Raw genomic sequence first — 23,589 nt, forward strand, 5'->3', positions numbered from 1 at the left:
CCTTAGGCTTTTTTCGCGGCATCAACAACTTTTTTCGCTGCATCTGCCATGGTGTCCGCGGTGATAATCGGCAGGCCCGAATCCGCAAGAATCTGTTTACCTTGATCTTCATTGGTACCCTTCATGCGCACCACCAGAGGAACCTTCAGGCCAACCGCACGCGATGCGGCGACCACGCCCTCGGCAATGACATCACAACGCATGATGCCGCCAAAGATGTTGACCAGAATGGCCTTCACATTGGGGTTGCCCAGCATGATCTTGAAGGCTTCGGTCACTTTTTCAGTAGTGGCACCACCGCCGACATCCAAGAAGTTGGCTGGTTCACCGCCAAACAATTTGATGGTGTCCATCGTGGCCATGGCCAGACCAGCGCCATTGACTAAGCAGCCGATGTTGCCATCGAGCTGGATATAGGCCAGATCGAATTTCGATGCTTCGATCTCGGCGGGATCTTCCTCGTCAAGGTCACGCATTTCGGTGATCTCGGGGTGACGATAGAGCGCGTTGGAATCAAAGTTCCACTTGGCATCCAGGGCGATCACTTTACCGTCGCCAGTCAAAATAAGAGGGTTGATCTCGGCCAGTGATGCGTCGGTATCCCAGAAGGCCTGATACAGACCCTGCAAGACTTTGCGGGCCTGGGGCACGGATGCAGCGGGAACGCCAATCTTGTTCGCCAACTCATCGGCCTGGGCATCCGTCAAACCAGTTGCGGGGTCAACGAATACTTTGTGGATTTTTTCAGGGTGGGTTGCGGCGACTTCTTCAATGTCCATACCGCCTTCGCTTGAGCCCATGACGCAGACGCGTTGTGTGACTCGGTCGGTCACAACAGCAACATAGAGTTCTTTTTTGATGTCAGCGCCGTCTTCAATCAGCAAACGACGGACTTTTTGTCCGGCGGGACCGGTCTGATGGGTGACCAGCTGCATGCCGAGGATGCTGGATGCATAGGTTTTTACATCGGCCATGGATTTCGCCACCTTCACGCCACCGCCTTTGCCGCGACCACCGGCATGAATCTGAGCCTTGACGACCCAGACCGGACCGCCCAGCTTTTCAGCTGCAGCGAGTGCTTCGTCAACAGAAAAACAGGCAATGCCGTTGGGTACGGGAACCCCGTAGCGGCGCAGAATTTCTTTGCCCTGATACTCGTGTATTTTCATTTTTTAGCCCCCTGAATAACCGGTCCAGTTTATCACGCGAAGCCAGGCCAGCCGGGTGCCGGGGCGGCCCCCTGGGCTTTACTAACGGCCCTGCAGCTCGCGCATTAGCCTGCCAATGGCAGCGCTGGAAAAGCCCCGCTGCATGAGAAAACGTTGCTGTCGGAGAGCCTCTTGCGCACTGGTTGGCGCAAGACCAAATTTCTTCTCCCAGACTTGTTTAAGACGATCGGCCTCTGTGTCTTGCAGCTGATGCAAGACCGATTCCAAAACGGCGTCGGAGACACCCTTTTGCTGCAATTCGTAGCGCACTTTTGCGGCGCCGAACCGGGACCCCCGAACACGGGCGACCGACTCAGCAAACCGGCGATCAGACAGGAGATTTTCGGACTGAAGTTGATCTAAAACCGCAGCAAGTTGATCAGGCCCCTGCGCGAGCGGTGCCAGTTTGCGCTCAAGTTCCTGGCGGGAGTACTCCCTGCGAGCCAAGGCCGCGATGGCCCTGGCCCGCAGAGACTGAGAAGAAAGCGGTTCAGAAGAATTCAGAGGCGATCAAACCAGGAATGAATAGTTGAGGTGGCGTGACGCGTTAATCCTGATCTGCGGGCGCGTTAACGACCGCAGCAGTCTGCCGAGCAGCAACACCAAACTTCTCACGTAGTTTGTTTTCAATCTCGATGGCCATGTCGGGGTTCTGACGTAAAAACTCGCGGGCGTTGTCTTTACCCTGGCCAATTCGTTCGCCGTTGTAGCTGTACCAAGCACCCGACTTTTCAACGATGTCCGCATCTGAGCCGAGATCGAGAATTTCACCCTCGCGAGAGATGCCTTCACCATAAAGAATATCGAAAGAGGCGGCTTTAAACGGGGGCGCAACCTTGTTCTTGACGACTTTGACCTTGGTTTCAGAGCCGATGACTTCTTCGCCTTTTTTGATCGAACCGACACGACGAATATCTAAGCGAACGGAAGAGTAAAACTTCAGCGCGTTACCACCAGTGGTGGTTTCAGGGTTGCCAAACATCACGCCGATTTTCATGCGGATCTGGTTAATGAAGATGACGGTGGTGTTGGTGCGGTTGATGGTGCCGGTGAGTTTGCGCAGGGCCTGGGACATCAGGCGGGCCTGCAGGCCTGGCAGCGAGTCACCCATTTCGCCTTCGATTTCAGCACGCGGCGTGAGTGCGGCTACGGAGTCCACCACGATCAGATCCACCGAACCCGAGCGGACCAGGGCATCCACGATTTCCAATGCCTGCTCACCAGTGTCGGGCTGGGAGATTAAAAGTTCGCTGAGATTGACACCGAGTTTTTGGGCGTATTGGGTGTCTAGGGCATGCTCTGCATCGACGAAGGCGCAGGTGCCGCCGAGCTTTTGCATTTCGGCAATGACCTGAAGGGTGAGCGTGGTCTTGCCCGATGATTCCGGACCATAAATTTCAACCACACGGCCGCGTGGCAGCCCCCCAACCCCAAGGGCAAGATCTAGGCCCAGGGAACCGGTTGAGACCACCTGAATATCGGGGGCGACTTCGTTTTCGCCCATGCGCATGATGGAGCCTTTGCCGAACTGCTTTTCAATTTGGGCCAGCGCGGCCTGCAGGGCTTTGGCCTTTTCGGCACGGGTCTTGTCTTGTTTGTCTTGCATGGTGGTTCCTTTGAATGGGGCTGGCGAAATATTACTGTATAAAAAAACAGGTTACAAGCTTTGTTGAAATTCTAAGAAACCCGACCACCACCCGCCAATCGGGCAAACGCCCTAGATGGCTTGGTCTAGCGGCGGCAGGCCCGCGCGAACATCCCCGCCATGGCCCAGGCAGCCGCCTGCCGCTGGATCTGGGCTCGGTCGCCCCGAAACTGTTGGACCTGGGTATCGGTCCCCGCCGGCCCGGACCAGCCAAACCAGACCAGCCCCACGGGTTTGTCTGGCCGACCACCCTGAGGGCCAGCAATACCCGTGACAGAGAGACTGTAATGGGGGCCACGGTGGCCAAGGGGCAGTTCAGTGTGACGCTGCCGAATCCCATCGGCCATCTGGCGGGCGATCGGTTCACTGACAGCACCATATTCTTCAAGAGCGTGACCACTCACACCAAGTAAGCCCTCTTTTGCCGCATTGGCGTAACTCACCACTGCCCCATCAAACCAATGACTCGACCCCCCAATCGCCGTGACCCAGTGACTCACCAGCCCCCCAGTGCAAGATTCAGCGGCCATGAGGCGGCCGCGATGGCGGCGCAACGCAAAGCCAAGGCTCAGCCCCAACAGCAGCGTAAAGCGGTCCGAGATCTCTGTGGGGTTTGCCATAGGCGGTTTATGGTTAGAGCCAGGCCTGGGCCAGATGAATGAGTCGCAGCAAGATGGCGCAGACCAGCAAGGTGTACGCAGCAGCAACCAAATCATCAAGCATCACGCCCCAACCGTCTTTGCTTAAGCGATCAATCGTGCGAATGGGTGCGGGCTTCACAATGTCAAAAAAGCGAAACAGTACAAAACCGCAACCCTGAATCAGCCACTCGGGCAGGCTACCCATGGCATGAAACCCGGCCGGATCCGTGGCTTTGGGCAGCACCCAGAGCACCAGCCAAAAGGCAATGATCTCGTCCCAGACCATGGAAGATGAATCCACCTGCCCCAGGGCTCGGCCAGTAAACGTGCAGGCTTTTGCGCCGAGCACCAAACCAAAAAATAAGACCGTGGCCCAGGCGAAATCCGTCATGAACGGGTCGATCATGAGAAAGACCACCCAAGCCCACAGCGTTGCGATCGTGCCAGGCGCAAATGGAAAAAGCCCACTGCCAAAACCAAACGACACCAAATGCATGGGGTGCCGCAGGAACAATCCGGCGGGAGTATTAGAAGTGTGTGAATCCACCATCGCGCAATCTTGCATCAAGTGCTGCGGGAATTGGCCTACCCTCAGAGGTAAACCACTCAATCATTGGCACATCCGCCGCGGCCACAGTGCCAATTTTGGTGAGCGTGAGATTGAGCGAGGCACCGATGGCGGCCACCAGACCTGCCCGTTCACTCGGCGCAGCAAACAACAATTCATATTCATCGCCACCGGTCACTGCACGAATTTGCGCGTCTTCTGTGCTGATTCTCCCAGACGATATGGCCGCAGATAACAGCGGCCCAAGAGGAAGCGCCTGCCACTGCATCTTGGCAGCAAAGGCAGAGCCCGCACCACTTCGCATAGAGGAAGACTTCAACAAGTGCAGCACTTCTGACTGCAGGCCATCCGAGATATCAATTGCAGCATGGGCAATGCCGAGTAAGGCGCGGCCCAGCGCCAAACGCGGCTGCGGCCAATTTAATTTTGGGTCGGCAATTCTTTGATTGACGGCATACGCCGCATCGCCAAGACTTCCTGACACCCAAAGCTCATCTCCGACTTGTAGGCCATCGCGACGTAAGGCCTGCCCAACAGGAACCGCCCCCATGACGGTAACCGAAAACACCTGTGGCGCATCCGGTGCTGTTTTAGTGGTGTCACCCCCCACCAACGGACACTGGGCATCACGTGCCAAGGCCAGCATCCCCTCTAAAAACGCGGTCAACCACGGCACGTCAATTGTGCGCAGGCCCGCCGCCAGCGTAAAGGCGACTGGCCGTGCGCCCATGGCGGCGAGATCAGAGAGATTGACGGCCAATGCCTTGTGGCCCAAGGCACGCGGATCAACTTCTGGAAAATAATGTCGGCCCTCGATCAGCATGTCGGTCGACACCGCGAACTGCTCATCAGTAGCCAAGGGCGGAATTAATGCGGCGTCGTCGCCAATACCAAGGGCCAGGGGGTCGTCATGAAATGACTGGCCGCGAGCGGCCTGGGCACGAATCAGTTGATCAATAAACTCAAACTCGCCAAGGCTAGCCATGCGGACGCAGCTGTGCGGCAAGTTTGTCGAGCACGCCATTGATGTATTTGTGGCCATCGGTACCACCAAACGATTTGCCAAGCTCAATGGCCTCGTTGATGATCACGCGGTAAGGCACTTCCGGCGAATATAAAAATTCGAAGGTCGCCAACAACAAAATTGCATGTTCGACTGGCGACAACTCCTGGACAGGCCGGTCACATTGGGCCGAAAACCGTTCGCGCAACAATGCATGCTCGCGAATGGCGCCGTGCAGTAGCCGATCAAAATATTCCTGATCACAACGGCCATAGCTCTCTTGCTCACGCAAAAACGCATCAATCGCACCCGCATCTTCGGCAGAGGCCAGCCACTGGTACAGGCCCTGTACTGCTAGGCTGCGGGATGCACGGCGAGAACCCCGGGCAAGCCGGTCCACACGGCCGGAAGCAGAATTAGTCATCTTCACCGCTCAGTTGATCATCAATCGCAAACAATAAATTGGCCATCTCCACGGCCACCTGCGCACAATCCCGGCCCTTGTCAGCAGCGCGCACCATGGCCTGCTCATCGTTTTCGACGGTTAACACGCCGTTGGCCACCGGAATGTGAAACTCCAAGGCCACCCGTGAAATACCAGCGGCCGATTCATTGGACACCACTTCAAAGTGATAAGTCTCGCCACGAATCACTGCGCCCAAGGCAATCAAGGCATCAAATTGGCCGGTCTCCGCAAGCTGCGCCAGTGTCAATGGAATTTCAAGAGCACCCGGTACCGTTGTGATCAGAATGTCGCTCTGATCCACGCCAAGCGCTATTAACTCGGCAACGCAGGCCTGGCGCTGCGCGGAACCCACCTGCTCGTTAAAACGCGCCTGAACAATACCAACCCGCAGGCCTTCGCCTTCGAGATCTACTTTGAGTTCATTCATGTGTTTCTCCCCCGCGAAAACCGGTAACTTCTAAACCAAAGCCCGTCATGCTGGGCATCTTTCTGGGCTGCGACAGCAAAAGCATTTTGCCCACACCAAGATCCCGAAGGATGGCGGCACCCAAACCGTAGTTGCGCAATTGATTGCTGGCTGCCCCCGTGCCCCACGATGTTGGCGCAGACTGATTTAACTTGGCAAATAATAATTCTGATGGGGGCGCGCAATTCAGCAAGACAATTACACCCTCACCGTGTTGATCGACCTCTTGCAGTGCGGCCGCAAAACTCCAGCTGTGGGTGGTGGCCTGAGTTTCAATCGCATCAATCACGGTAAAGGGTTCATGGACCCGAACCAGCGTTTCACGGTCTGGCTGGGGCTTGCCTTTGACCAGAGCCAGGTGGGGCTGTTGGCCAGCGCGATCCCGATAAACCACCATTTCGAAGCAGCCAAAAGCAGTCTCCACTTGCCGCTCGGTCACCCGCGTGACCAGACTCTCGTTGGCACTGCGGTATTTGATCAGGTCGGCGATGGTGCCGATCTTTAATCCATGGCTCTGCGCGAACGCCACCAAGTCGGGCAGTCGCGCCATAGAGCCGTCATCTTTCAGAATTTCGCAAATCACCGCGGCAGGTTCGTGGCCCGCAAGCTGCGCCAAATCGCAGCCCGCCTCGGTGTGGCCGGCCCGCGCCAACACGCCGCCAGGCTGCGCCTTTAAGGGAAAGATATGACCGGGCTGCACCAAATCAGCAGGCTTGGCCGCAGGTGCCACTGCAGCAGCAATGGTCGTGGCCCGGTCAGCTGCACTAATGCCGGTGGTCACGCCGCTTGCGGCCTCGATCGACACGGTGAAGGCCGTGCCATGAGACGAGCGATTGTCATTGACCATGAGCTGTAGATTCAGCTGCTGACAGCGTGACTCGGTAAGCGTGAGACAGATCAAACCACGGCCATGCTTGGCCATGAAATTAATCGCATCGGGCGTCACGCACGATGCAGACATGACCAGGTCCCCTTCGTTTTCACGATCTTCATCGTCAACGAGCACCACCATGCGGCCTGCACGAATCTCGGCGATTAAGTCAGCAGTCTCAGACAAATAACGTTGCGGCATAAATTAGTGTGATGATTGAATGCGTTGAAGGATGCGTTCGACTTGCTTGGCCAGCTGATCGACCTCGACATTTAAGCGATCCCCCGGCTGACGCAGGTGTAATGTGGTGGACTGCCAAGTATGCGGTATGAGATTTATCGAAATGAGCGTGCCATCGGCCTGATCGACCACCGAGTTCACGGTCAAGCTCACGCCATCTAAAGCGATGGACCCTTTAGAAGAGACATAAGCCGATAAATAATTTGGCAGCAGCACATTGAGTTGCCAGGACTCGCCATGCGACACCACAGAGTCAATCACGGCTGTGCCATCCACATGGCCACTCACCATGTGGCCACCGAATCGATCGCTGGCCCGCATGGCTTTTTCTAAATTCACGGGGCCGGGCTGATCCAAGCGAACCGTGCGCGCCAGACTTTCTTTTGAGACATCAACTTCAAATGATGACGCATTCATGGCCACCACCGTCATGCAGGCCCCATTGATCGCGATGGAATCGCCAATCGCTACATCATCACTGGGCAGTCCGCCAAACGCCACTGACAGCCGCAGTCCGGTGCGATCGCCTGCCGGCGCATCAGGCGACACCCAGGACACCTGAATGGGCCGAACGGATTGGATTTGGCCAAGGGCCTGAACAATTCCGGTAAACATAATGGCAGTCTAGCCTTAGCGCTCAGTTTTCACTAACCGCAGGCGCACCGCATCGCCAATCAGCGCCTGGTCTTTCCACCGCCAGCGGGGTGCATCGGCAACAGATGCCCAGGGGCCAATGCCGGCAGCAATCGGCCGGCCCTCTCCAAGAAACACCGGCGCAAGGTAGACCAACCACTCGTCAATCAAATCATGCCGCATCATGGCGCCGGTTAACTGAGCACCACCTTCGACATGGATCTCATTACAGCCGCGACTGGCGAGGTGCTTCATCAGGGCAGGCAAATCAATCTTGCCCTGCGGCGACTCAAGCGGCAGGTGGATGACTTCCACACCATGGTCACGCAGCATGGCGGCCTTATCGGAATAAGCAGCGGCCGATAAGTCGACCCCCACTGCGAGCAGGCTATTGCCCCCGGCCAGCACAGCCGCCTGGGTATCAATTTCAAACCGCGTGTCGACAATGACCCGAAGCGGCTGCCGTGGGGTGTCCACGGCGCGGACCGTCATCTGGGGGTTGTCTTTGCGAACCGTGCCAATGCCGGTGAGCACCGCACAGGCGCGGGCGCGCCAGGCGTGGCCATCGTCTCGTGCCGTTTTATCTGTGATCCACTGGCTCGTGCCATCTGGCAAGGCCGTGCGGCCATCAATGGATGCAGCTGATTTAGCCCGCACCCAAGGCATGCCGGTGGTCATGCGCTTAATAAAGCCAGGGTTTAAATCAGCCGCCTGCTCAGCCAGCAGCCCACAACGCACATCCATGCCGCGATTACGCAAGGCGGCAAGCCCGGTGCCTGACACCTGGGGGTTTGGATCTTCCATGGCTGCCACCACCCGAGTCACGCCGGCATCAAGCAAGGCCTGGGCACAAGGCGGTGTTTTCCCAAAATGACTGCAAGGCTCTAACGTGACATAGGCTGTGGCACCAACGGCGCGATGTGCCCCTGCGGCTGCGATCGCCACCACCTCTGCGTGGGGGCTGCCTGCACGTTCATGCCAGCCCTCGCCCACAATCTGATCGTCTTTCACCAAGACGCAGCCCACGCGGGGATTGGGCGTGGTGGTGTTCATGCCACGGGCTGCTAAGGCCAGCGCATGTTGCATGAAGAATTCGTCTTGGGGGGTGAACATGACTTATTTTTTGCTGGCCTTGCTCGCGCGGCCTTTGCCGTTTGACCGGCCGTTTGATTTTGTGCTGACCTCGGCGACCAGGTCCTGAAATTCGGCCACGTCTTGAAAGCTGCGATACACCGATGCAAAACGAATGTAGGCAACCTTGTCGAGTTTTTTAAGTTCGTGCATCACCAATTCGCCAATGCGCTGTGATGCCACCTCGCGCTCACCACTGGCAGCCAACTGCTCTTCCACGCGGCGAACAGCACCATCCACAATCTCGGCCGATACCGGCCGTTTGCGCAGGGCCAATAAAAAACTGGCACGAAGCTTTTTCTCATCAAATTCCAGCCGTGCGCCGTTCTTCTTCACAACATAGGGCAGCGACAACTCAATGCGCTCAACGGTTTTAAACCGGCGGCTACAGGCCAGGCAACGACGGCGACGGCGAATCTCAACGCCATCTTCGGACACCCGGGTCTCCGTGACCTGAGTGTCTTCCGATCCGCAGGCAGGGCATCTCATGATGGCGTTGAATTTAAGGTAATAAAGAGCGTTCCGGCAGAGGCTTAACGATAGACCGGAAAGCGCGCCGTTAAGGCTTCCACCTGGCCACGCACTCGGGCAATCACAGCAGCATCTTCAGGTGCTTCGAGCACATCGGCAATCAGATTGCCGACCAGCGTCATTTCCTGCGGGCCAAAACCACGGGTGGTACAGGCGGGTGTGCCCAGGCGAATACCGCTGGTCACCATGGCTTTTTCTGGGTCGTTGGGAATGGCGTTTTTGTTGACCGTGATGTGGGCCTGGCCCAAAGCCGCTTCGGCAGCCTTGCCGGTAATGGATTTGGCGCGAAGATCGACCAGCATGACGTGACTTTCCGTGCGACCAGAAACAATACGCAGTCCGCGGGCCACCAGGGCCTGAGACAAGGCCTGGGCGTTGTCCAAAATTTTCTGCGAATAGACTTTGAATTCAGGCTTTAATGCCTCGCCGAAGGCCACTGCTTTTGCAGCGATCACATGCATGAGTGGGCCACCCTGCAATCCAGGGAACACCGCGCTGTTGATTGCCTTTTCGTGCTCGGCCTTCATCAAGATGATGCCGCCACGTGGGCCACGCAGACTCTTGTGGGTGGTGGAGGTCACCACATCGGCATGCGGCACCGGATTGGGATACACACCACCGGCAATCAGGCCAGAGTAATGGGCCATGTCCACCATGAAGATGGCGCCAATTTCCTTGGCGACTTTGGCAAAGCGGGCCCAATCTGTCTTTAAGGCATACGCCGATGCACCAGCGATGAGTAGCTTGGGCTTGTGCTCGCGGGCGAGCGCCTCCATGCGGTCATAATCAATCTCTTCCTTGGCGTTTAAACCATAGGGCACCACGTTAAACCACTTGCCCGACATATTGAGCGGCATGCCATGCGTTAGGTGGCCACCTTCGGCCAGCGATAAGCCCATGATGGTGTCGCCAGGTTTTAAAAACGCAAGAAACACCGCCTGGTTGGCCTGCGCGCCAGAGTGTGGCTGCACATTGGCGCAATCGGCACCGTAGAGTTTTTTCAATCGATCAATGGCCAACTGCTCGACGACATCGACATGTTCACAGCCGCCGTAATAGCGCTTGCCAGGATAGCCTTCGGCGTATTTGTTGGTGAGCTGCGAACCCTGGGCCGCCATCACCGCTGGGCTTGCGTAGTTTTCCGAGGCAATCAATTCAATGTGGGCTTCCTGGCGCGCATTTTCAGCGGCAATCGCAGCAGCGACATCGGGGTCGACTTGGGTAAGTGAGACTTGGCGATCAAACATAAGAATTCCTATTGGCAGATGGAGAAGCAGGTTGAGATTGGGTATCGGCGGGCGAACGCGCTGCCAGTGATTCATTGGAACGATACTGACTCACGGATAGCACGCACCACTGGAACCAGAGCACACCGAAGATGAGATGCGCCACCAGCAGATGTACGGGCTGGGCGATTGCCGGAAAGCCCAAGTGATTCAGGGCACCACCCAGCAACATTTCAAACGTGACTAAACCCACAAGCCCATAGGCCGCCTTGCCGACAGCAGTGCCGCGCAGACGGCTCTTAAAAACTTTGTAAGTGAGAAAACCAGCCAGGGCCAAAATGACCCAAGAAAAGGAGCGGTGCACATAAAAAATTTGTGGCACTAACTGAATCCATTCATTTCGCTCCACATCGCTTGCGGTCTTGGCAATCCAATCCACGCTTTCACGAATCTGAAGCCCCAGCACAATCTGCACAATCAATGCCAGCATTGTGGCGAGCAACAAATGGCGAAACCAGTTGGGCAGCCCACCCTGAATCTGCTGGGCAAAGCGTTCACGTGCGGCACGCGTGGTGGCATAAATCAAGGCCATCTGCACAAAAAAGGCGCCTGCCATGTGCAAAGAAATCATGACCGGCCGAAGATTGGAGGCCACGACTTTTGACCCCAGCCACCCGTTAAACGCAACGGCCAGAAGGCCCAACACCGCCACCCAAAAGACCGGCGGGTCAATCTTTCGAAAGCGGGCTGCAACAAATACAAAGCCAATGATGAGAAAACCAATGGTCACGCCGGTTAGGCGATTGATGTATTCAATCCAGGTCTTGGTGGCATCAAAGGGGGCCTTGTCATAGCCGCGATCCGCATAGATTTCACGCCAATTGGCTGGCAGCTGACTTTCGTGCGTGGGCGGAACAATCTGACCGAAACAAAGCGGCCAATCCGGGCAGCCCATGCCCGCGCCGGTGGCCCGCACCGTGCCGCCCACCAGAATTAAAAAATACACCGCGATCACGGCGATCAGGCCCACGCGCATGACGCGGCGATCTAGGCGGTTGCTTAGGCTCATGTAATGGTCACCCGCGCAAATTTTCGCTTGCCAACCTGCAACACATAAGTTCCTGCGGCCAGTCGCAGATTGCGATCCGCAACTTTTTCGCCGTCTATTCGAACACCACCCTGCTCGATATTTCGAATCGCCTCGGATGTGGATGGGGCAAGCGCCGCCTGCTTTAACGCCGCCACAATGCCCACGGGTGCACCCGATAGCGAGACCTGGGCAATGTCATCAGGAATAGCGCCCTGCTTAAAGCGGGCCTCGAAGTCTTCTAATGCCTGATGGGCGGCCGACTGACTATGAAAACGGGCAACGATCTCCATGGCCAGATCCACTTTCACATCGCGCGGATTTCGACCGGCCTGGACTTCGGCCTTGAGTGCAGCAATCTGCGACAGGGGCCGAAACGACAGCAGCTCAAAGTACTGCCACATGAGCTCGTCTGAAATCGACATCAGCTTGCCGAAAATCTCGGAGGGCTTTTCTGAGATACCGACATAGTTGCCCTTACTCTTCGACATCTTCTCAACGCCGTCTAGGCCAACCAACAGCGGCATGGTCAGAATGCACTGCGGCTCCTGGCCATATTCACGCTGAAGTTCGCGGCCCACGAGCAGATTGAACTTTTGATCGGTGCCGCCAAGCTCTAGGTCAGATTTCAGCGCGACCGAGTCGTAGCCCTGGACCAAGGGGTAAAGAAATTCATGGACCGAGATCGGAACGCCGCCCTTGTAGCGCTTGGTGAAATCGTCGCGCTCTAACATGCGGGCCACGGTGTAGCGGGCCGCCAGTTGAATCATGCCCCGTGCCCCCAGAGCATCGCACCACTCCGAATTTCGGCGGATCTCTGTTTTGTCTGGGTCCAACACCATGGAGGCCTGATTGAAGTAAGTCTGGGCGTTTGCCGTGATTTCCTCGGCGGTCAACGGTGGCCTGGTGGCGTTGCGGCCGGTGGGGTCCCCAATCAATGCCGTGAAATCCCCCACCAGAAAGATCACGGTGTGGCCAAGATCTTGCAGCTGACGCAATTTATTCAGCACCACCGTGTGGCCTAAATGCAGATCGGGGGCCGTTGGGTCTAGCCCCAGCTTGATTCTTAAGGGCGTACCGGTCTTTTCGCTTCGGGCCAGTTTTGCTGCGAACTCGTCCGCAACAAGCAACTCCTCACAGCCGCGAGCAACCACGGCCATCGCCTGCTGAACCGACTCGGACAGGGGCAAGGCAGGGGCATTCGCCGATGGGGCAGCAGTAGCTGATAAAGAGGCTTGATTCACAAGGTGGCTCACAAAAGGCTGGACAGGACGGGCAAGACGGTAAGAGGCTAGAATTTTAGCCCTTATGCCGCGCTTCTCCATTCCAAGGCCCGAGCGCCTGTGGACAATTCTTCCCGGTGTCTTCGGCATCTTCATGACGTTTACGACCACCCTAGGGCTGTCGGGCCTCTCCGAGGCAGAGTCACGCATGTTGTCGGCCCAGGTCAGCCAGGAATTGCAGCCCCAGGGGCTTGCGGCCCAGGTGTCAGCGCTGTCGGTCCACGGCCTGGAACTCACCCGCGAAGACGAAGTCCGCAAGGGGGACAGCATCGATTCCCTGCTCGAGCGGCTAGGTGTTCAAGACCCGGCAGCAAAGAACTATCTCAACAAAGACACCAGAACCAAGGCGGTTTTACGCAGCAATGTGGGCCAGAGCGCCCTGGTGCGGACCGACTTAGATGGCAAGCTGTTGCGGCTGCAACTGCTCAATCGGCTGGATGCCTGGATCGTGGAGCGCACTGGCGAAGGCCAGTATGTCACCCGAAGCGCCCGGCTGGGGGCCGAAAACCGCATTGAACATCGCTCGGTGCAGGTCGGCCGGTCCTTCTTCGGTGCCATGGACGAGGCTGGCGTACCCGACGCCATCACCGAACAGGTGGTGACCCTCTTCGAATCCGATTTGGACTTTCGGCGCCAGGTCAATCCGGGTGACATTGTTCGCGTGATCTATGAAAACCAACTGGTGGGCGGGCGGGACATTGGGGCCTATAAGCTCATTGCAGTCCGGTTTGAAGCGGGTACCAAGACTTACGAGGCGCTTTATTTCGAAAATCCCACTACAGGCAAGGGCAACTATTACGACGCGCAAGGCCAATCTGTACGCCGGGGTTTTCTAGCCGCGCCTCTGCGCTACACGCGGATGTCATCGGGTTATACGACCTATCGGCTCCATCCATTATTTGGCGACCCAAGGGCCCACCGTGGCGTGGACTATGCGGCACCCCATGGCACACCCGTGCGGGCCGTGGCCGATGGCGTGGTGATCCTTCGAGGGTGGAGCACGGGTTATGGCAACACCGTGGAAATCAAACACAACGAACGTTATTCCACGCTGTATGCCCACTTAAGCAGCTTTTCACCCGCCGTTGCCAAAGGCAAAAACGTTCAGATGGGGGACGTGATTGGCTATGTCGGCACCACGGGCTGGGCAACGGGGCCACACCTGCACTATGAATTTAAAGTCAATGGCCGACACATGGACCCAAGCCGCATTCTGGCAGAGAACCCACAGGTGCCAACGCTCAAGGGTGACGAACTCAAACAATTCGCGGTGGTTGCCGCAGATTTGCGCAATCGCTTAACGCTACTGGACAGCGTTAACACCGCGAAAACACAGTAGTCGACACGATCTCTTGCCATTAGCACCCCCGCCATGACCGCCCCCAGCAAACCACAGGCCCAGCATTTCATTGGGGTGATGACGGGCACGAGCCTAGACGCCATTGATGTGGCGATCATTCGCATGGCCGATGAAGTCACACTCGGTCACGTCACGCCAAGCATCCGTCTGATCGGCCTCTACAGCAGGCCACTTGATGGCCCACTGGCCGAAGCGATGCTAGAACTACAAATAAGCGGAGCCGATGAATTACACCGGGCGGCGCTCGTTGCCAATGCCCTGGCCGATGCGATTGGCCGCACCATCTTAGAGGCCATTAGTCTTCATGGTCTGCGCAGCCAAGACATCGTGGCCGCAGGCGTACACGGCCAGACCATTCGTCACCAGCCCCAGCTGGGGTACACGATTCAGCTCAATGCCCCAGCCCGCATTGCAGAGACCACCGGTATCACCGTGGTCTCTGATTTTCGTAGCCGTGATATTGCAGCAGGCGGGCAAGGAGCGCCGCTGGTGCCCGCCTTTCATCAGGCTATTTTTGGCCACGAGCAGAATATTCGGGCAGTACTGAATATTGGCGGTATCGCCAACGTCACAGTATTGAACGACACCCTGATCGGGTTTGATACAGGCCCCGGCAATATGCTGCTCAATCACTGGGCCCAGCGACACCTTGGTCAACCGTTTGACAACCAAGGCGCCTGGGCCGCATCGGGCCATGTCGATCACGAATTGCTAACAGCGATGTTGGCCGATCCGTTTTTTAGCGCCCCACCGCCTAAGAGTACGGGCCGAGATCATTTCGGGGCCCACTGGCTGAATGCCTTTCTGAAGCAGCCTGCATGGGCAAGATTGGCGAGCAAAGACATTCAGGCAACGCTCACACAACTCACCGCCCAAACCATTGCTGATGCACTGAGCAAAAGCCTGGCCCAATCGCTGGGCCAACACAGTGGTCCGCAAAGAATTCTGGTCTGTGGTGGTGGAGTACACAACACCGAACTGATGCGCCGGCTTAGCGCGGCATTCAATACCGATCACAGCCAAGAATTTTTACTCGACTCGACTCAGGCCGCAGGATGGCCCCCGCAGGCCATTGAGGCCGCTGCATTTGCATGGCTTGCGGCACAGACCATGGCGGGACTGCCTGGCAACTGCCCCAACGTCACGGGGGCACTTGGCCCACGAATCTTGGGGGCGATTACGCCGGCTTAATGGCTTTGGCCAAGACGTTCATCCACCCACTCAAGCCAATGCCGAACGGGCACATCGGTGCCAGACTGAATGTGGGTAATGCAGCCCACGTTGGCCGACAAAATCACCTGTGGCTGATGGGCATTGAGCGCCGACACTTTGCGTTGCTTGAGCTCGCCCGAGAGTTCGGGCTGCAATACCGAATACGTTCCGGCAGAACCACAACACAAATGGCTATCGGCCACCGGCACCAATGTGGCGCCACAGGCGGCTAACAAACGCTCCACCACACCGCGAATTTTCTGGCCGTGTTGCAATGTGCAAGGGGGATGAAAGGCCACCCGGTCCCCCAATGTCTTGCGTGACCCAGAATTAGTTTGAAGTTGTGACTGCAGCTCTGGAATCAGCGCTTCCAACAACTCGATGGGGTCTTTCGCAATCGCACTGATACGCGCGGCCTTTTCTGCATAGGCGGCATCATCAGCAAACAAATGGCCATAGTCCTTCACCATAACGCCACAGCCACTGGCATTGGCAACAATGGCTTCCACCTTGCCCTGCGACACCAGCGGCCACCAGGCATCAATGTTTTTGCGGGCATCGGCAAGGCCGCCTTGGGCGTCAGCCATATGATGCTTCAAAGCACCGCAACAGCCTGAACCATCAATCACCAGCGACTGAATCAGCAGTGCATCCAAAACGCGACGTGTGGCGGCATCAATACCAGGCAGCATGGCGGGCTGTACACAGCCCTTGAGCAGAATCACCTGGCGGACATGGGACCGCGTGGGAATGGGGCCCGGTGCGCGATAGGCAGGCACTTTGGCCTTCACCGATGCGGGCAAGATGCCACGCACCGATTGGCCAAGACGCATGGCAGGCGCAAACCAAGATGAGGTGAGCCCCGCCTTTAGTAAGTTGCGCATAAAACGTTCGCCCGCAGGGCGGGCCACGCGCTCTTCCACCATCTCTCGGCCAACATCCACGAGCTTGCCGTATTCCACGCCCGATGGACAGGTGGTCTCACAATTTCGACAGGTCAGACAGCGGTCCAGATGGATCTGGGTCTCGCGTGTGACATCCGCGCCCTCGACCATCTGCTTGATCATGTAGATGCGGCCACGCGGGCCGTCTAACTCATCACCTAGCACCTGATACGTGGGACAAGTCGCGGTACAGAATCCGCAATGAACACAGCGACGCAGAATTTCTTCGACAATTCGGCCCTTGGCCGTGCCGGCATAACGTGGGGCAAGTGTGGTTTCCATTCGAAATCAGATCGTCGCGTTGGTGGGGTGCGGTAGCGTGACCAACTGCATCACAGGCCGGAATACAGCCGTCCGGGATTAAAAATGCCGTGGCTGTCGAGTTCTTGTTTGAGCCGCTGATGAATCTTCATGAGTGCGGGCGAGACCTGGGTAAACGCTCCAATCTCAGCACGGGCCGAGTCGCTGGCGGCACGAAACAAGGTGGCATGGCCACCGTGTTGGCGGGCCAGGGCCCTGATGCGCTCTGCGGACGCATTGGTGTTCAGCCAACGCAATGCGCCACCCCACTCGATCCACTGTGGTGCATCGAGCTCTGCCAGGTGCGGGGTGGTCGACGGCAAGGACAGCCGCCAGAGATGCTCCCCCGATCCCGATGATCCGGCCGAAAAAAACCCATGATCATGATCACGAAGGGCGCGCCAAAATGCATCTGCCTGCGCTTGAGGCACCACTTGGCCGCCAAGTTTTTCAATTGCGCTATTCACTGCGGCGACAGCGCCGGCCAGGCGGACCATCAAGACACCGTCATGCCAGCTCGTGGCCGAGATCGGCAGGGGTTGGCCGCCCCAGGCATTGACCCACTCAATCGACTGGGCCGCCGACACTTCAAATGAGATGGTCGCCTGGGCAGGCGGTAGCGGCAAGACCTTGATGGAAACATCGACAATCAAACCGAGGGTGCCCATGGCACCAGTGTGTAGACGCGATAAGTCATAGCCCGCCACGTTTTTCATGACGGTGCCGCCATAACGCATGGGCGTGGCCTGTTCATCTAAGACGGTCATGCCCAACACAAAATCTTTCACGGCACCTGCCGACATACGGCGTGGGCCCGACAGCCCCGTGGCCATCATGCCGCCCACTGTGCCCTTGCCGTCAAACCGCGGTGGTTCAAAGGCCAGCATCTGTTGAGACGCGGCCAGGACCGATTCCAGTTCAACAATGGGGGTGCCCGACTTCACCACGACCACCAACTCGGTTGGGTCGTAATCCACCACACCCGAATGATCCACAGTCGATAAGACCGTGGCCGAATCTAAAGGCGGTTGGCCATAAAAATCTTTACTGCCATGGCCACGAATTGCCAAGGCGGTTTTGTTGGCGCGGGCTTGATGAATCAGATCGGCAGCCTTGGCCAGCCAATCCGCGCTTTGCGCTTGTGTTGTTGTGCTCATGATTGGCTGCTAGAAACGCGGAAGTTCGGGAAACTTTAATGCGCCACGGTGGACATGCATCTTTCCGTATTCCGCACAACGCGAGAGGGTTGGAATGGCCTTGCCAGGGTTTAACAAGCCCACCGGATCAAAGGCCCGCTTCACTGCAAAAAAGCTCATGCGTTCTTCAGGCGAAAACTGCACGCACATGCTGTTGATTTTTTCTATGCCCACGCCGTGCTCTCCGGTGACCGTGCCACCGAATTCCACGCAGAGTTCCAAAATCTCGGCGCCAAATAACTCGGCCCGATGGAATTCGCCAGGATTGGCCGCATCAAACAAAATCAGCGGATGCAGATTGCCATCACCGGCGTGAAAGACATTCATGCAGCCCAGGCCATACTTCAGTTCCATTTCGGCAATCCGACGCAGCATCTCGCCAAGGCGGCGCCGCGGGATGGTGCCATCCATACAGTAATAGTCCGCTGCTACTCGACCGGCCGCAGGGAACGCATTCTTTCTGCCGGACCAGAAACGCAGGCGCTGCTCTTCAGACTCCGAGACTTTCAAATCGGTGGCGCCACTGCTTGAAAGCACCGCCTTCATGCGGCCGATCTCTTCTTCAACCTCTTCGGGTGTGCCATCGGATTCACACAACAAAATCGCCTGAGCATTTAAGTCATAGCCAGCGTGTACAAATTCTTCAACCGCACGCGTGGTTTTCTGGTCCATCATCTCCAGGCCCGCAGGAATAATGCCAGCGGCGATCAGGTTGGCCACGGCATTGCCCGATTTCTCAACATCATCAAATGAGGCCATGATCACGCGGGCCAGCTGTGGCTTGGGCACCAGTTTGACCGTGACTTCTGTGACCACCGCCAACATGCCCTCGGAGCCGACCACCACGGACAAAAGATCCAAGCCCGGGCTGTCGAGCGCTTCAGAACCAAGCTCGATGACATCGCCTTCGATCGTGATGCCACGAACACGCAGCACGTTATGGACGGTCAGACCGTATTTCAGGCAATGCACACCACCAGAGTTTTCAGCCACATTGCCACCAATCGAGCAGGCAATCTGCGACGACGGATCTGGTGCGTAATACAAGTTAAATGGCGCGGCAGCCTCGGAAATGGCCAGATTGCGCACACCGGGTTGAACACGTGCTGTGCGGGCTACCGGGTCAACCGACAAAATATTTTTGAATTTCGCGAGTGACAACACCAAGCCACCGCGGTGTGGCGTCGCGCCGCCTGACAATCCTGTGCCCGCACCACGGGCCACCACGGGCACATCTAACCGATGGGCAATTTTTAAAATCTGAATGACCTGAGACTCCTCAGTGGGCAACACCACTGCCGCAGGCACCTGCCGGTAGCCGGCCAGGCCGTCACATTCATATGGCCGCAAGGCCTCGGGCGTTGAGAGCAGACTTTTCTCAGGCAGCACCCCAGCCAACTCGAGAATCAGGGCGTCACGTTTGGACGCATCCATGGGTTGCGTGAAATCCGAGAAACGAAGTTCACCCAGGTGAAGCTCGCGCGGCGCATTCATTGGTGTGGCCTTTATGGTTGGACTTAGCGAATAGAATGACGATTTTAGAGGAAAGACTTGGCCCAAAACGCCAAGAACCATTTGATTCTCATGGCCAATCGACTCTCCACCATCACCACACGCACTGGCGACAATGGCATTACCGGCCTTGGGGACGGCACACGCGTGTCCAAAGACCATGCCCGGGTATGTGCCATGGGCGATGTCGATGAACTGAATAGCAGCCTGGGCGTACTCTTGGCCGAACCGCTGCCAGACGACATTCGCACGTTACTGACAGAGATTCAGCATGATCTTTTCGATCTCGGGGGTGAGCTCTCTATTCCTGGCTATGAGCTACTGAATCTGGATCGTCTCTTGGTGCTGGATCAGACCATCAACGACTGGAATGCCAAGCTGCCACGCCTGGCCGAATTTATTTTGCCGGGGGGCTGCCGGGCCTCTGCGTTGGCCCATATATCCAGAACCATTGCCCGTCGCGCAGAGCGAAGCGTGGTCCATCTGACCACCGCATCGCCGGTGCGCAACGAAATCACCCAATACTTAAATCGACTATCCGATCTGATGTTTGTGATTGCCCGTGTGCTTAACCGCCGGCCCGAGTGCAACGGGCCCGGCAGTGATGTGCTCTGGCAGCGCGGCAGGAAGTAAAAACTCGCTGCCTGAGGTCAGCAGTTAATTACCAGCGACTGCAGCTTCGGCCTTGATCCGGCGAACCTTGACTGCGTTGGCCAGGTTTTCCAGAATCTTCATGCTGCCTTCCCAGTCAATGCAGCCGTCGGTGATGCTCTGGCCGTAAGTCAGCGGTTGACCGGCGATAAGATCCTGGCGGCCACCCACCAAATGACTCTCCACCATGACACCGAAGATACGGTGATCGCCACCAGCGACCTGTTGGGCAATGTTTTCTGACACAGGCAGCTGGTTTTCAGGCTTTTTGCTGCTGTTGGCGTGGCTCATGTCGATCATGAGTCGGCAGGCCATATTCGCCGCAGCTGCTTCTTTGCAAGCGGCCTCGACACTGGCTGCATCGAAGTTGGGTGCCTTGCCACCACGCAGAATCACGTGACAGTCTTCATTGCCACCCGTTGACACAATGGCAGACACACCACCCTTGGTCACCGACAAGAAGTGATGGGGATGTGCAGCGGCCTTGATCGCATCAATCGCAATACGCAGATTGCCGTCGGTGCCGTTTTTGAATCCCACCGGGCACGACAGCCCCGAGGCGAGTTCGCGATGGACCTGTGATTCTGTGGTGCGTGCACCGATCGCGCCCCACGACACCAGATCTGCAATGTATTGCGGCGAGATCATGTCCAAAAACTCTGTACCAGCCGGCAGGCCAAGCGAATTGATGTTGAGCAAGAGCTCGCGGGCGGTTCGCAGGCCAAGATTGATGTCGAAACTGTTGTCGAGCTTTGGGTCGTTGATCAGGCCCTTCCAGCCAACGGTGGTGCGGGGTTTTTCAAAGTACACCCGCATGACAATTTCTAGTTCACCGGCATAGCGCTCACGCTGCTTCAAAAGCCGCTGGGCGTAATCCATTGCGGCCTTGGGGTCATGAATGGAGCATGGGCCAATGATGACCAAGAGCCGATCATCCATTTCATGCAGGATGCGGTGGATGGCATCCCGCGTGCCGCTCACGACATTGGCGGCAGTCTCAGTAATGGGAAACTCGCGGATGACATGCGCCGGGGGAGCAAGTTCTTTGATTTGCCGAATGCGAAGATCGTCCGTGCGGGACGGGGTTTTAGGGGCTGTTTTGGTATCCATCGGTTTATTTTAGCCTGCGGTGCCGCCAACGGTCAGGGCCTCAATCCGCAGCGTGGGCTGCCCAACGCCCACGGGAACACTCTGACCCTCTTTACCGCAGGTGCCCACGCCCGAATCAAGCGCGAGGTCATTGCCAATCATGGTGACGCGTGTCAACGCGTCCGGCCCGTTGCCAATAATGGTGGCGCCCTTGACGGGGTACTGAATCTTGCCGTTTTCCACCCAATAGGCCTCGGACGCTGAAAAGACGAATTTGCCGCTGGTGATGTCAACCTGGCCTCCCCCGAAATTCACGGCATACAGGCCCCGATCAAGCGATTCCACAATGGCTTTGGGGTCGTCCTTGCCTGCCAGCATGTAGGTGTTGGTCATCCGCGGCATGGGCAGGTGGGCATAAGACTCTCGACGGCCATTACCCGTGGGGGCCACCTTCATTAGCCGCGCATTCAGACTGTCTTGAATGTAACCACGAAGAATGCCGTCTTCGATCAATACATTGCACTGGGTGGCGTGTCCCTCATCGTCGACATTAAGTGAACCACGCCGATCTTTGAGTGTGCCGTCATCCACCACGGTTACACCCTTGGCGGCCACCTGCTGACCAATGCGGCCTGAAAACGCTGATGACCCTTTGCGGTTGAAGTCGCCCTCGAGTCCGTGGCCCACGGCCTCGTGGAGCAGCACGCCTGGCCAGCCAGGGCCAAGCACCACGGGCATGGTGCCCGCCGGTGCAGGGCGCGACTCCAAATTGATCAGGGCCTGACGAACCGCTTCGTCGACATAGTGGCCAATCAAGGCATCTGTAAACATGGTCAAGTCCTGACGGCCACCACCGCCACTGGAGCCCTGCTCTCGCCGGCCATTTTGTTCAGCAATCACCGTGACGGAAAGCCTGACCAGGGGGCGAATATCCGCGGCCATCACACCATCACTTCGCAAGACCATGACCACATCGTATTCACCGGCCAGTGATGCCATGACCTGAATGACCCGAGGGTCACGCTTGCGGGCCATGGCTTCCACGCGGCCCAATAAATCCACCTTGTCTTGTGATGACAGGGCTGCAATCGGATCAAAATCCCCGTAGAGCACGCTGTGAGGGATCGAGAGTGCTGGGGCGGTCTGCAGTTTTGTTTTTGCCGACTTGCCAGCCCGGGCAATTGCGCGAGTGGTCACCGCAGCCTCTTGCAGGGCCTGGGGGCTTAAGACATCGGAATAAGCAAAGGCCGTTTTTTCACCGCTCACTGCACGAACACCCACACCCTGATCAATCGAAAAGCTGCCGCTTTTCACGATGCCTTCATCCAGGCTCCAGGCCTCGGAACGGGTGTACTGGAAATACAAATCTGCGAAATCGACTCGGTGCTGAAAAATGTCCGCAAGGGCCCGATGCAAATGCTGCTCTGATAAACCATATGGTTCCAGCAGCAGGCTTTGCGCGGTGGCTAAAGAGGCAATGGCGGCGTCAGCAGGTTTCATATCGATTCACATTACGCGATGGGTCAGAGCCGGCAAGTTTAGGCGAATCTCGGCAAGCCGGTCCCGATCGACCCTGCCCACCACCAGGCCTTCGCCCTCGGGCAAGACCGAGATCACTTCACCCCAGGGATCGATCAGCATGCTGTGGCCCCAGGTGCGCCGACCGTTTTCATGGATTCCACCCTGAGCGCTCGCCAGCAGGTAACACTGGTTTTCCACGGCGCGGGCACGCAATAACAACTCCCAATGGGCACGGCCCGTGGTGTAGGTAAAGGCCGCCGGCACGGTAATTAAATCAAGGGGCCCAAAGCCACGGTACAGCTCTGGAAAGCGCAGGTCGTAACAGACCGACAAACCCGTGCGGCCCGCAACTGTTTCGCAGGCAACCGGTGCGGTACCCGGCTCAATCGTGCGGGCTTCGTCGTAAGACTCATCGCCTTTTTGGAAGGCGAACAAGTGGATCTTGTCGTAACGGGCCTGTTCTTTGCCGGTGGGATCAAAGACCAACACCGAATTTCGCACCCGATTCGGCGTGCTGGCCACAAGCGGCACTGTGCCGCCGATCAGCCAGACGCCATGTTGGGCGGCGGTTTCTGCCAAGGCCCGTTGAATGGGCGAACCCGCCCCTTGGCCATGCGGCTCTCGAATTTTCACCTTGTCGGTCTCAGCCCCCATGACACAGAAATATTCTGGCAGGAGTACCAACTGCGCGCCCGCCTGGGCCGCCTGGGCAACCCAGTCCCGCATGCGCGATAAGTTATCTTCCACACGTGGCGTGCTCACCATCTGAACAGATGCCACCACAACTGAATTCGACATTCGGGTC

The 23,589-nt window shown here is 57.2% G+C and carries 24 protein-coding genes; 3 read left to right on the forward strand and 21 right to left on the reverse strand.

Going from position 1 to position 23,589, the window contains the following annotated elements; translation table 11 throughout:
- Positions 1–2: 2 nt before the first annotated feature.
- The 15 genes from sucC to tyrS form a co-directional block, all read right to left on the reverse strand.
- Entirely contained in the window at positions 3–1,169 is a 1,167-nt protein-coding gene (gene sucC, locus AOB54_08825) for an ADP-forming succinate--CoA ligase subunit beta (GenBank protein ID WVN41571.1), read from the reverse strand.
- Positions 1,170–1,250: 81 nt separating this feature from the next.
- A complete protein-coding gene (gene recX / locus AOB54_08830; protein ID WVN42814.1) occupies positions 1,251–1,712 on the reverse strand; it encodes a recombination regulator RecX in 462 nt (153 codons plus the stop codon).
- A gap of 43 nt (positions 1,713–1,755) precedes the next feature.
- The gene (recA, locus tag AOB54_08835) at positions 1,756–2,814 is read right to left on the reverse strand and encodes a recombinase RecA (GenBank protein ID WVN41572.1); all 1,059 of its coding nucleotides are present in this window, start codon (positions 2,812–2,814) and stop codon (positions 1,756–1,758) included.
- A 125-nt stretch (positions 2,815–2,939) separates the two neighbouring features.
- Complete coding sequence (locus AOB54_08840) at positions 2,940–3,473, reverse strand: CinA family protein (GenBank protein WVN41573.1); 534 nt, start codon at positions 3,471–3,473, stop codon at positions 2,940–2,942.
- 13 nt (positions 3,474–3,486) lie between these two features.
- On the reverse strand, positions 3,487–4,044 hold the full coding sequence (locus AOB54_08845) for a phosphatidylglycerophosphatase A (protein ID WVN41574.1): 558 nt from the start codon (positions 4,042–4,044) through the stop codon (positions 3,487–3,489).
- Complete coding sequence (gene thiL / locus AOB54_08850) at positions 4,022–5,047, reverse strand: thiamine-phosphate kinase (GenBank protein ID WVN41575.1); 1,026 nt, start codon at positions 5,045–5,047, stop codon at positions 4,022–4,024. Before thiL ends, AOB54_08845 begins: the two co-directional genes overlap by 23 nt.
- On the reverse strand, positions 5,040–5,489 hold the full coding sequence (gene nusB / locus AOB54_08855) for a transcription antitermination factor NusB (GenBank protein ID WVN41576.1): 450 nt from the start codon (positions 5,487–5,489) through the stop codon (positions 5,040–5,042). Before nusB ends, thiL begins: the two co-directional genes overlap by 8 nt.
- The gene (ribH, locus tag AOB54_08860) at positions 5,482–5,958 is read right to left on the reverse strand and encodes a 6,7-dimethyl-8-ribityllumazine synthase (GenBank protein ID WVN41577.1); all 477 of its coding nucleotides are present in this window, start codon (positions 5,956–5,958) and stop codon (positions 5,482–5,484) included. Before ribH ends, nusB begins: the two co-directional genes overlap by 8 nt.
- Entirely contained in the window at positions 5,951–7,069 is a 1,119-nt protein-coding gene (gene ribBA / locus AOB54_08865) for a bifunctional 3,4-dihydroxy-2-butanone-4-phosphate synthase/GTP cyclohydrolase II (GenBank protein ID WVN41578.1), read from the reverse strand. The genes ribH and ribBA overlap by 8 nt, the downstream gene beginning before the upstream one ends.
- Positions 7,070–7,072: 3 nt before the next feature.
- Positions 7,073–7,723 (reverse strand): riboflavin synthase, encoded by a 651-nt coding sequence (locus tag AOB54_08870; protein WVN41579.1) that lies wholly within the window; start codon positions 7,721–7,723, stop codon positions 7,073–7,075.
- Positions 7,724–7,738: 15 nt separating this feature from the next.
- Positions 7,739–8,854, reverse strand: coding sequence for a bifunctional diaminohydroxyphosphoribosylaminopyrimidine deaminase/5-amino-6-(5-phosphoribosylamino)uracil reductase RibD (ribD, locus tag AOB54_08875; protein WVN41580.1), 1,116 nt, complete (start codon positions 8,852–8,854; stop codon positions 7,739–7,741).
- Positions 8,855–8,857: 3 nt separating this feature from the next.
- Positions 8,858–9,361: a transcriptional regulator NrdR gene (gene nrdR / locus AOB54_08880; GenBank protein WVN41581.1), complete on the reverse strand. Its 504-nt coding sequence runs from the start codon at positions 9,359–9,361 to the stop codon at positions 8,858–8,860.
- A gap of 44 nt (positions 9,362–9,405) precedes the next feature.
- Positions 9,406–10,650, reverse strand: a complete 1,245-nt coding sequence (glyA, locus tag AOB54_08885) for a serine hydroxymethyltransferase (GenBank protein ID WVN41582.1) — start codon at positions 10,648–10,650, stop codon at positions 9,406–9,408.
- On the reverse strand, positions 10,643–11,698 hold the full coding sequence (locus AOB54_08890) for a COX15/CtaA family protein (protein WVN41583.1): 1,056 nt from the start codon (positions 11,696–11,698) through the stop codon (positions 10,643–10,645). Before AOB54_08890 ends, glyA begins: the two co-directional genes overlap by 8 nt.
- Positions 11,695–12,876, reverse strand: a complete 1,182-nt coding sequence (gene tyrS, locus AOB54_08895) for a tyrosine--tRNA ligase (GenBank protein WVN42815.1) — start codon at positions 12,874–12,876, stop codon at positions 11,695–11,697. The genes AOB54_08890 and tyrS overlap by 4 nt, the downstream gene beginning before the upstream one ends.
- Before the next feature lie 148 nt (positions 12,877–13,024).
- On the opposite strand from tyrS, the gene AOB54_08900 reads away from it, so the two are divergent.
- Positions 13,025–14,338, forward strand: a complete 1,314-nt coding sequence (locus tag AOB54_08900) for a M23 family metallopeptidase (protein WVN41584.1) — start codon at positions 13,025–13,027, stop codon at positions 14,336–14,338.
- Between the two features lie 33 nt (positions 14,339–14,371).
- Positions 14,372–15,550: an anhydro-N-acetylmuramic acid kinase gene (locus AOB54_08905; GenBank protein ID WVN41585.1), complete on the forward strand. Its 1,179-nt coding sequence runs from the start codon at positions 14,372–14,374 to the stop codon at positions 15,548–15,550.
- On the opposite strand, the gene glcF is transcribed toward AOB54_08905, so the two are convergent.
- The 3 genes from glcF to AOB54_08920 are packed head-to-tail and all read right to left on the reverse strand — an operon-like array spanning position 15,547 to position 19,445.
- Positions 15,547–16,797: a glycolate oxidase subunit GlcF gene (gene glcF / locus AOB54_08910; protein ID WVN41586.1), complete on the reverse strand. Its 1,251-nt coding sequence runs from the start codon at positions 16,795–16,797 to the stop codon at positions 15,547–15,549. The genes AOB54_08905 and glcF overlap by 4 nt on opposite strands.
- A 50-nt stretch (positions 16,798–16,847) precedes the next feature.
- The gene (gene glcE / locus AOB54_08915) at positions 16,848–17,972 is read right to left on the reverse strand and encodes a glycolate oxidase subunit GlcE (GenBank protein WVN41587.1); all 1,125 of its coding nucleotides are present in this window, start codon (positions 17,970–17,972) and stop codon (positions 16,848–16,850) included.
- A gap of 9 nt (positions 17,973–17,981) precedes the next feature.
- A complete protein-coding gene (locus AOB54_08920; GenBank protein ID WVN42816.1) occupies positions 17,982–19,445 on the reverse strand; it encodes an FAD-linked oxidase C-terminal domain-containing protein in 1,464 nt (487 codons plus the stop codon).
- Positions 19,446–19,595: 150 nt separating this feature from the next.
- Between AOB54_08920 and AOB54_08925 the strand changes: the two genes are divergently transcribed.
- Positions 19,596–20,156 carry a cob(I)yrinic acid a,c-diamide adenosyltransferase gene (locus AOB54_08925; GenBank protein ID WVN42817.1) on the forward strand — a complete coding sequence of 187 codons (561 nt, stop codon included), beginning with the start codon at positions 19,596–19,598 and terminating at the stop codon, positions 20,154–20,156.
- 24 nt (positions 20,157–20,180) lie between these two features.
- On the opposite strand, the gene aroG is transcribed toward AOB54_08925, so the two are convergent.
- From aroG to AOB54_08940, 3 genes are read right to left on the reverse strand one after another with little or no spacing between them, the layout of a single operon-like run.
- Positions 20,181–21,284 (reverse strand): 3-deoxy-7-phosphoheptulonate synthase AroG, encoded by a 1,104-nt coding sequence (aroG, locus tag AOB54_08930; GenBank protein WVN41588.1) that lies wholly within the window; start codon positions 21,282–21,284, stop codon positions 20,181–20,183.
- A 9-nt stretch (positions 21,285–21,293) separates the two neighbouring features.
- The gene (gene tldD, locus AOB54_08935; GenBank protein ID WVN41589.1) at positions 21,294–22,763 is read right to left on the reverse strand and encodes a metalloprotease TldD; all 1,470 of its coding nucleotides are present in this window, start codon (positions 22,761–22,763) and stop codon (positions 21,294–21,296) included.
- 6 nt (positions 22,764–22,769) lie between these two features.
- The gene (locus tag AOB54_08940; protein WVN41590.1) at positions 22,770–23,582 is read right to left on the reverse strand and encodes a carbon-nitrogen hydrolase family protein; all 813 of its coding nucleotides are present in this window, start codon (positions 23,580–23,582) and stop codon (positions 22,770–22,772) included.
- Positions 23,583–23,589 lie beyond the last annotated feature (7 nt).

Source organism: beta proteobacterium MWH-UniP1 (assembly GCA_036362785.1).
GTDB lineage: Bacteria > Pseudomonadota > Gammaproteobacteria > Burkholderiales > Burkholderiaceae_A > Lacustribacter.

Bases quoted from the DNA above. Each gene is read 5' to 3' on its own strand.
- sucC (WVN41571.1), bottom strand. From the start codon at position 1,169: ATGAAAATACACGAGTATCAGGGCAAAGAAATTCTGCGCCGCTACGGG.
- recA (WVN41572.1), bottom strand. From the start codon at position 2,814: ATGCAAGACAAACAAGACAAGACCCGTGCCGAAAAGGCCAAAGCCCTG.
- AOB54_08840 (WVN41573.1), bottom strand. From the start codon at position 3,473: ATGGCAAACCCCACAGAGATCTCGGACCGCTTTACGCTGCTGTTGGGG.
- AOB54_08845 (WVN41574.1), bottom strand. From the start codon at position 4,044: ATGGTGGATTCACACACTTCTAATACTCCCGCCGGATTGTTCCTGCGG.
- thiL (WVN41575.1), bottom strand. From the start codon at position 5,047: ATGGCTAGCCTTGGCGAGTTTGAGTTTATTGATCAACTGATTCGTGCC.
- nusB (WVN41576.1), bottom strand. From the start codon at position 5,489: ATGACTAATTCTGCTTCCGGCCGTGTGGACCGGCTTGCCCGGGGTTCT.
- ribH (WVN41577.1), bottom strand. From the start codon at position 5,958: ATGAATGAACTCAAAGTAGATCTCGAAGGCGAAGGCCTGCGGGTTGGT.
- ribBA (WVN41578.1), bottom strand. From the start codon at position 7,069: ATGCCGCAACGTTATTTGTCTGAGACTGCTGACTTAATCGCCGAGATT.
- AOB54_08870 (WVN41579.1), bottom strand. From the start codon at position 7,723: ATGTTTACCGGAATTGTTCAGGCCCTTGGCCAAATCCAATCCGTTCGG.
- ribD (WVN41580.1), bottom strand. From the start codon at position 8,854: ATGTTCACCCCCCAAGACGAATTCTTCATGCAACATGCGCTGGCCTTA.
- nrdR (WVN41581.1), bottom strand. From the start codon at position 9,361: ATGAGATGCCCTGCCTGCGGATCGGAAGACACTCAGGTCACGGAGACC.
- glyA (WVN41582.1), bottom strand. From the start codon at position 10,650: ATGTTTGATCGCCAAGTCTCACTTACCCAAGTCGACCCCGATGTCGCT.
- AOB54_08890 (WVN41583.1), bottom strand. From the start codon at position 11,698: ATGAGCCTAAGCAACCGCCTAGATCGCCGCGTCATGCGCGTGGGCCTG.
- tyrS (WVN42815.1), bottom strand. From the start codon at position 12,876: ATGGCCGTGGTTGCTCGCGGCTGTGAGGAGTTGCTTGTTGCGGACGAG.
- AOB54_08900 (WVN41584.1), top strand. From the start codon at position 13,025: ATGCCGCGCTTCTCCATTCCAAGGCCCGAGCGCCTGTGGACAATTCTT.
- AOB54_08905 (WVN41585.1), top strand. From the start codon at position 14,372: ATGACCGCCCCCAGCAAACCACAGGCCCAGCATTTCATTGGGGTGATG.
- glcF (WVN41586.1), bottom strand. From the start codon at position 16,797: ATGGAAACCACACTTGCCCCACGTTATGCCGGCACGGCCAAGGGCCGA.
- glcE (WVN41587.1), bottom strand. From the start codon at position 17,972: ATGAGCACAACAACACAAGCGCAAAGCGCGGATTGGCTGGCCAAGGCT.
- AOB54_08920 (WVN42816.1), bottom strand. From the start codon at position 19,445: ATGGATGCGTCCAAACGTGACGCCCTGATTCTCGAGTTGGCTGGGGTG.
- AOB54_08925 (WVN42817.1), top strand. From the start codon at position 19,596: ATGGCCAATCGACTCTCCACCATCACCACACGCACTGGCGACAATGGC.
- aroG (WVN41588.1), bottom strand. From the start codon at position 21,284: ATGGATACCAAAACAGCCCCTAAAACCCCGTCCCGCACGGACGATCTT.
- tldD (WVN41589.1), bottom strand. From the start codon at position 22,763: ATGAAACCTGCTGACGCCGCCATTGCCTCTTTAGCCACCGCGCAAAGC.
- AOB54_08940 (WVN41590.1), bottom strand. From the start codon at position 23,582: ATGTCGAATTCAGTTGTGGTGGCATCTGTTCAGATGGTGAGCACGCCA.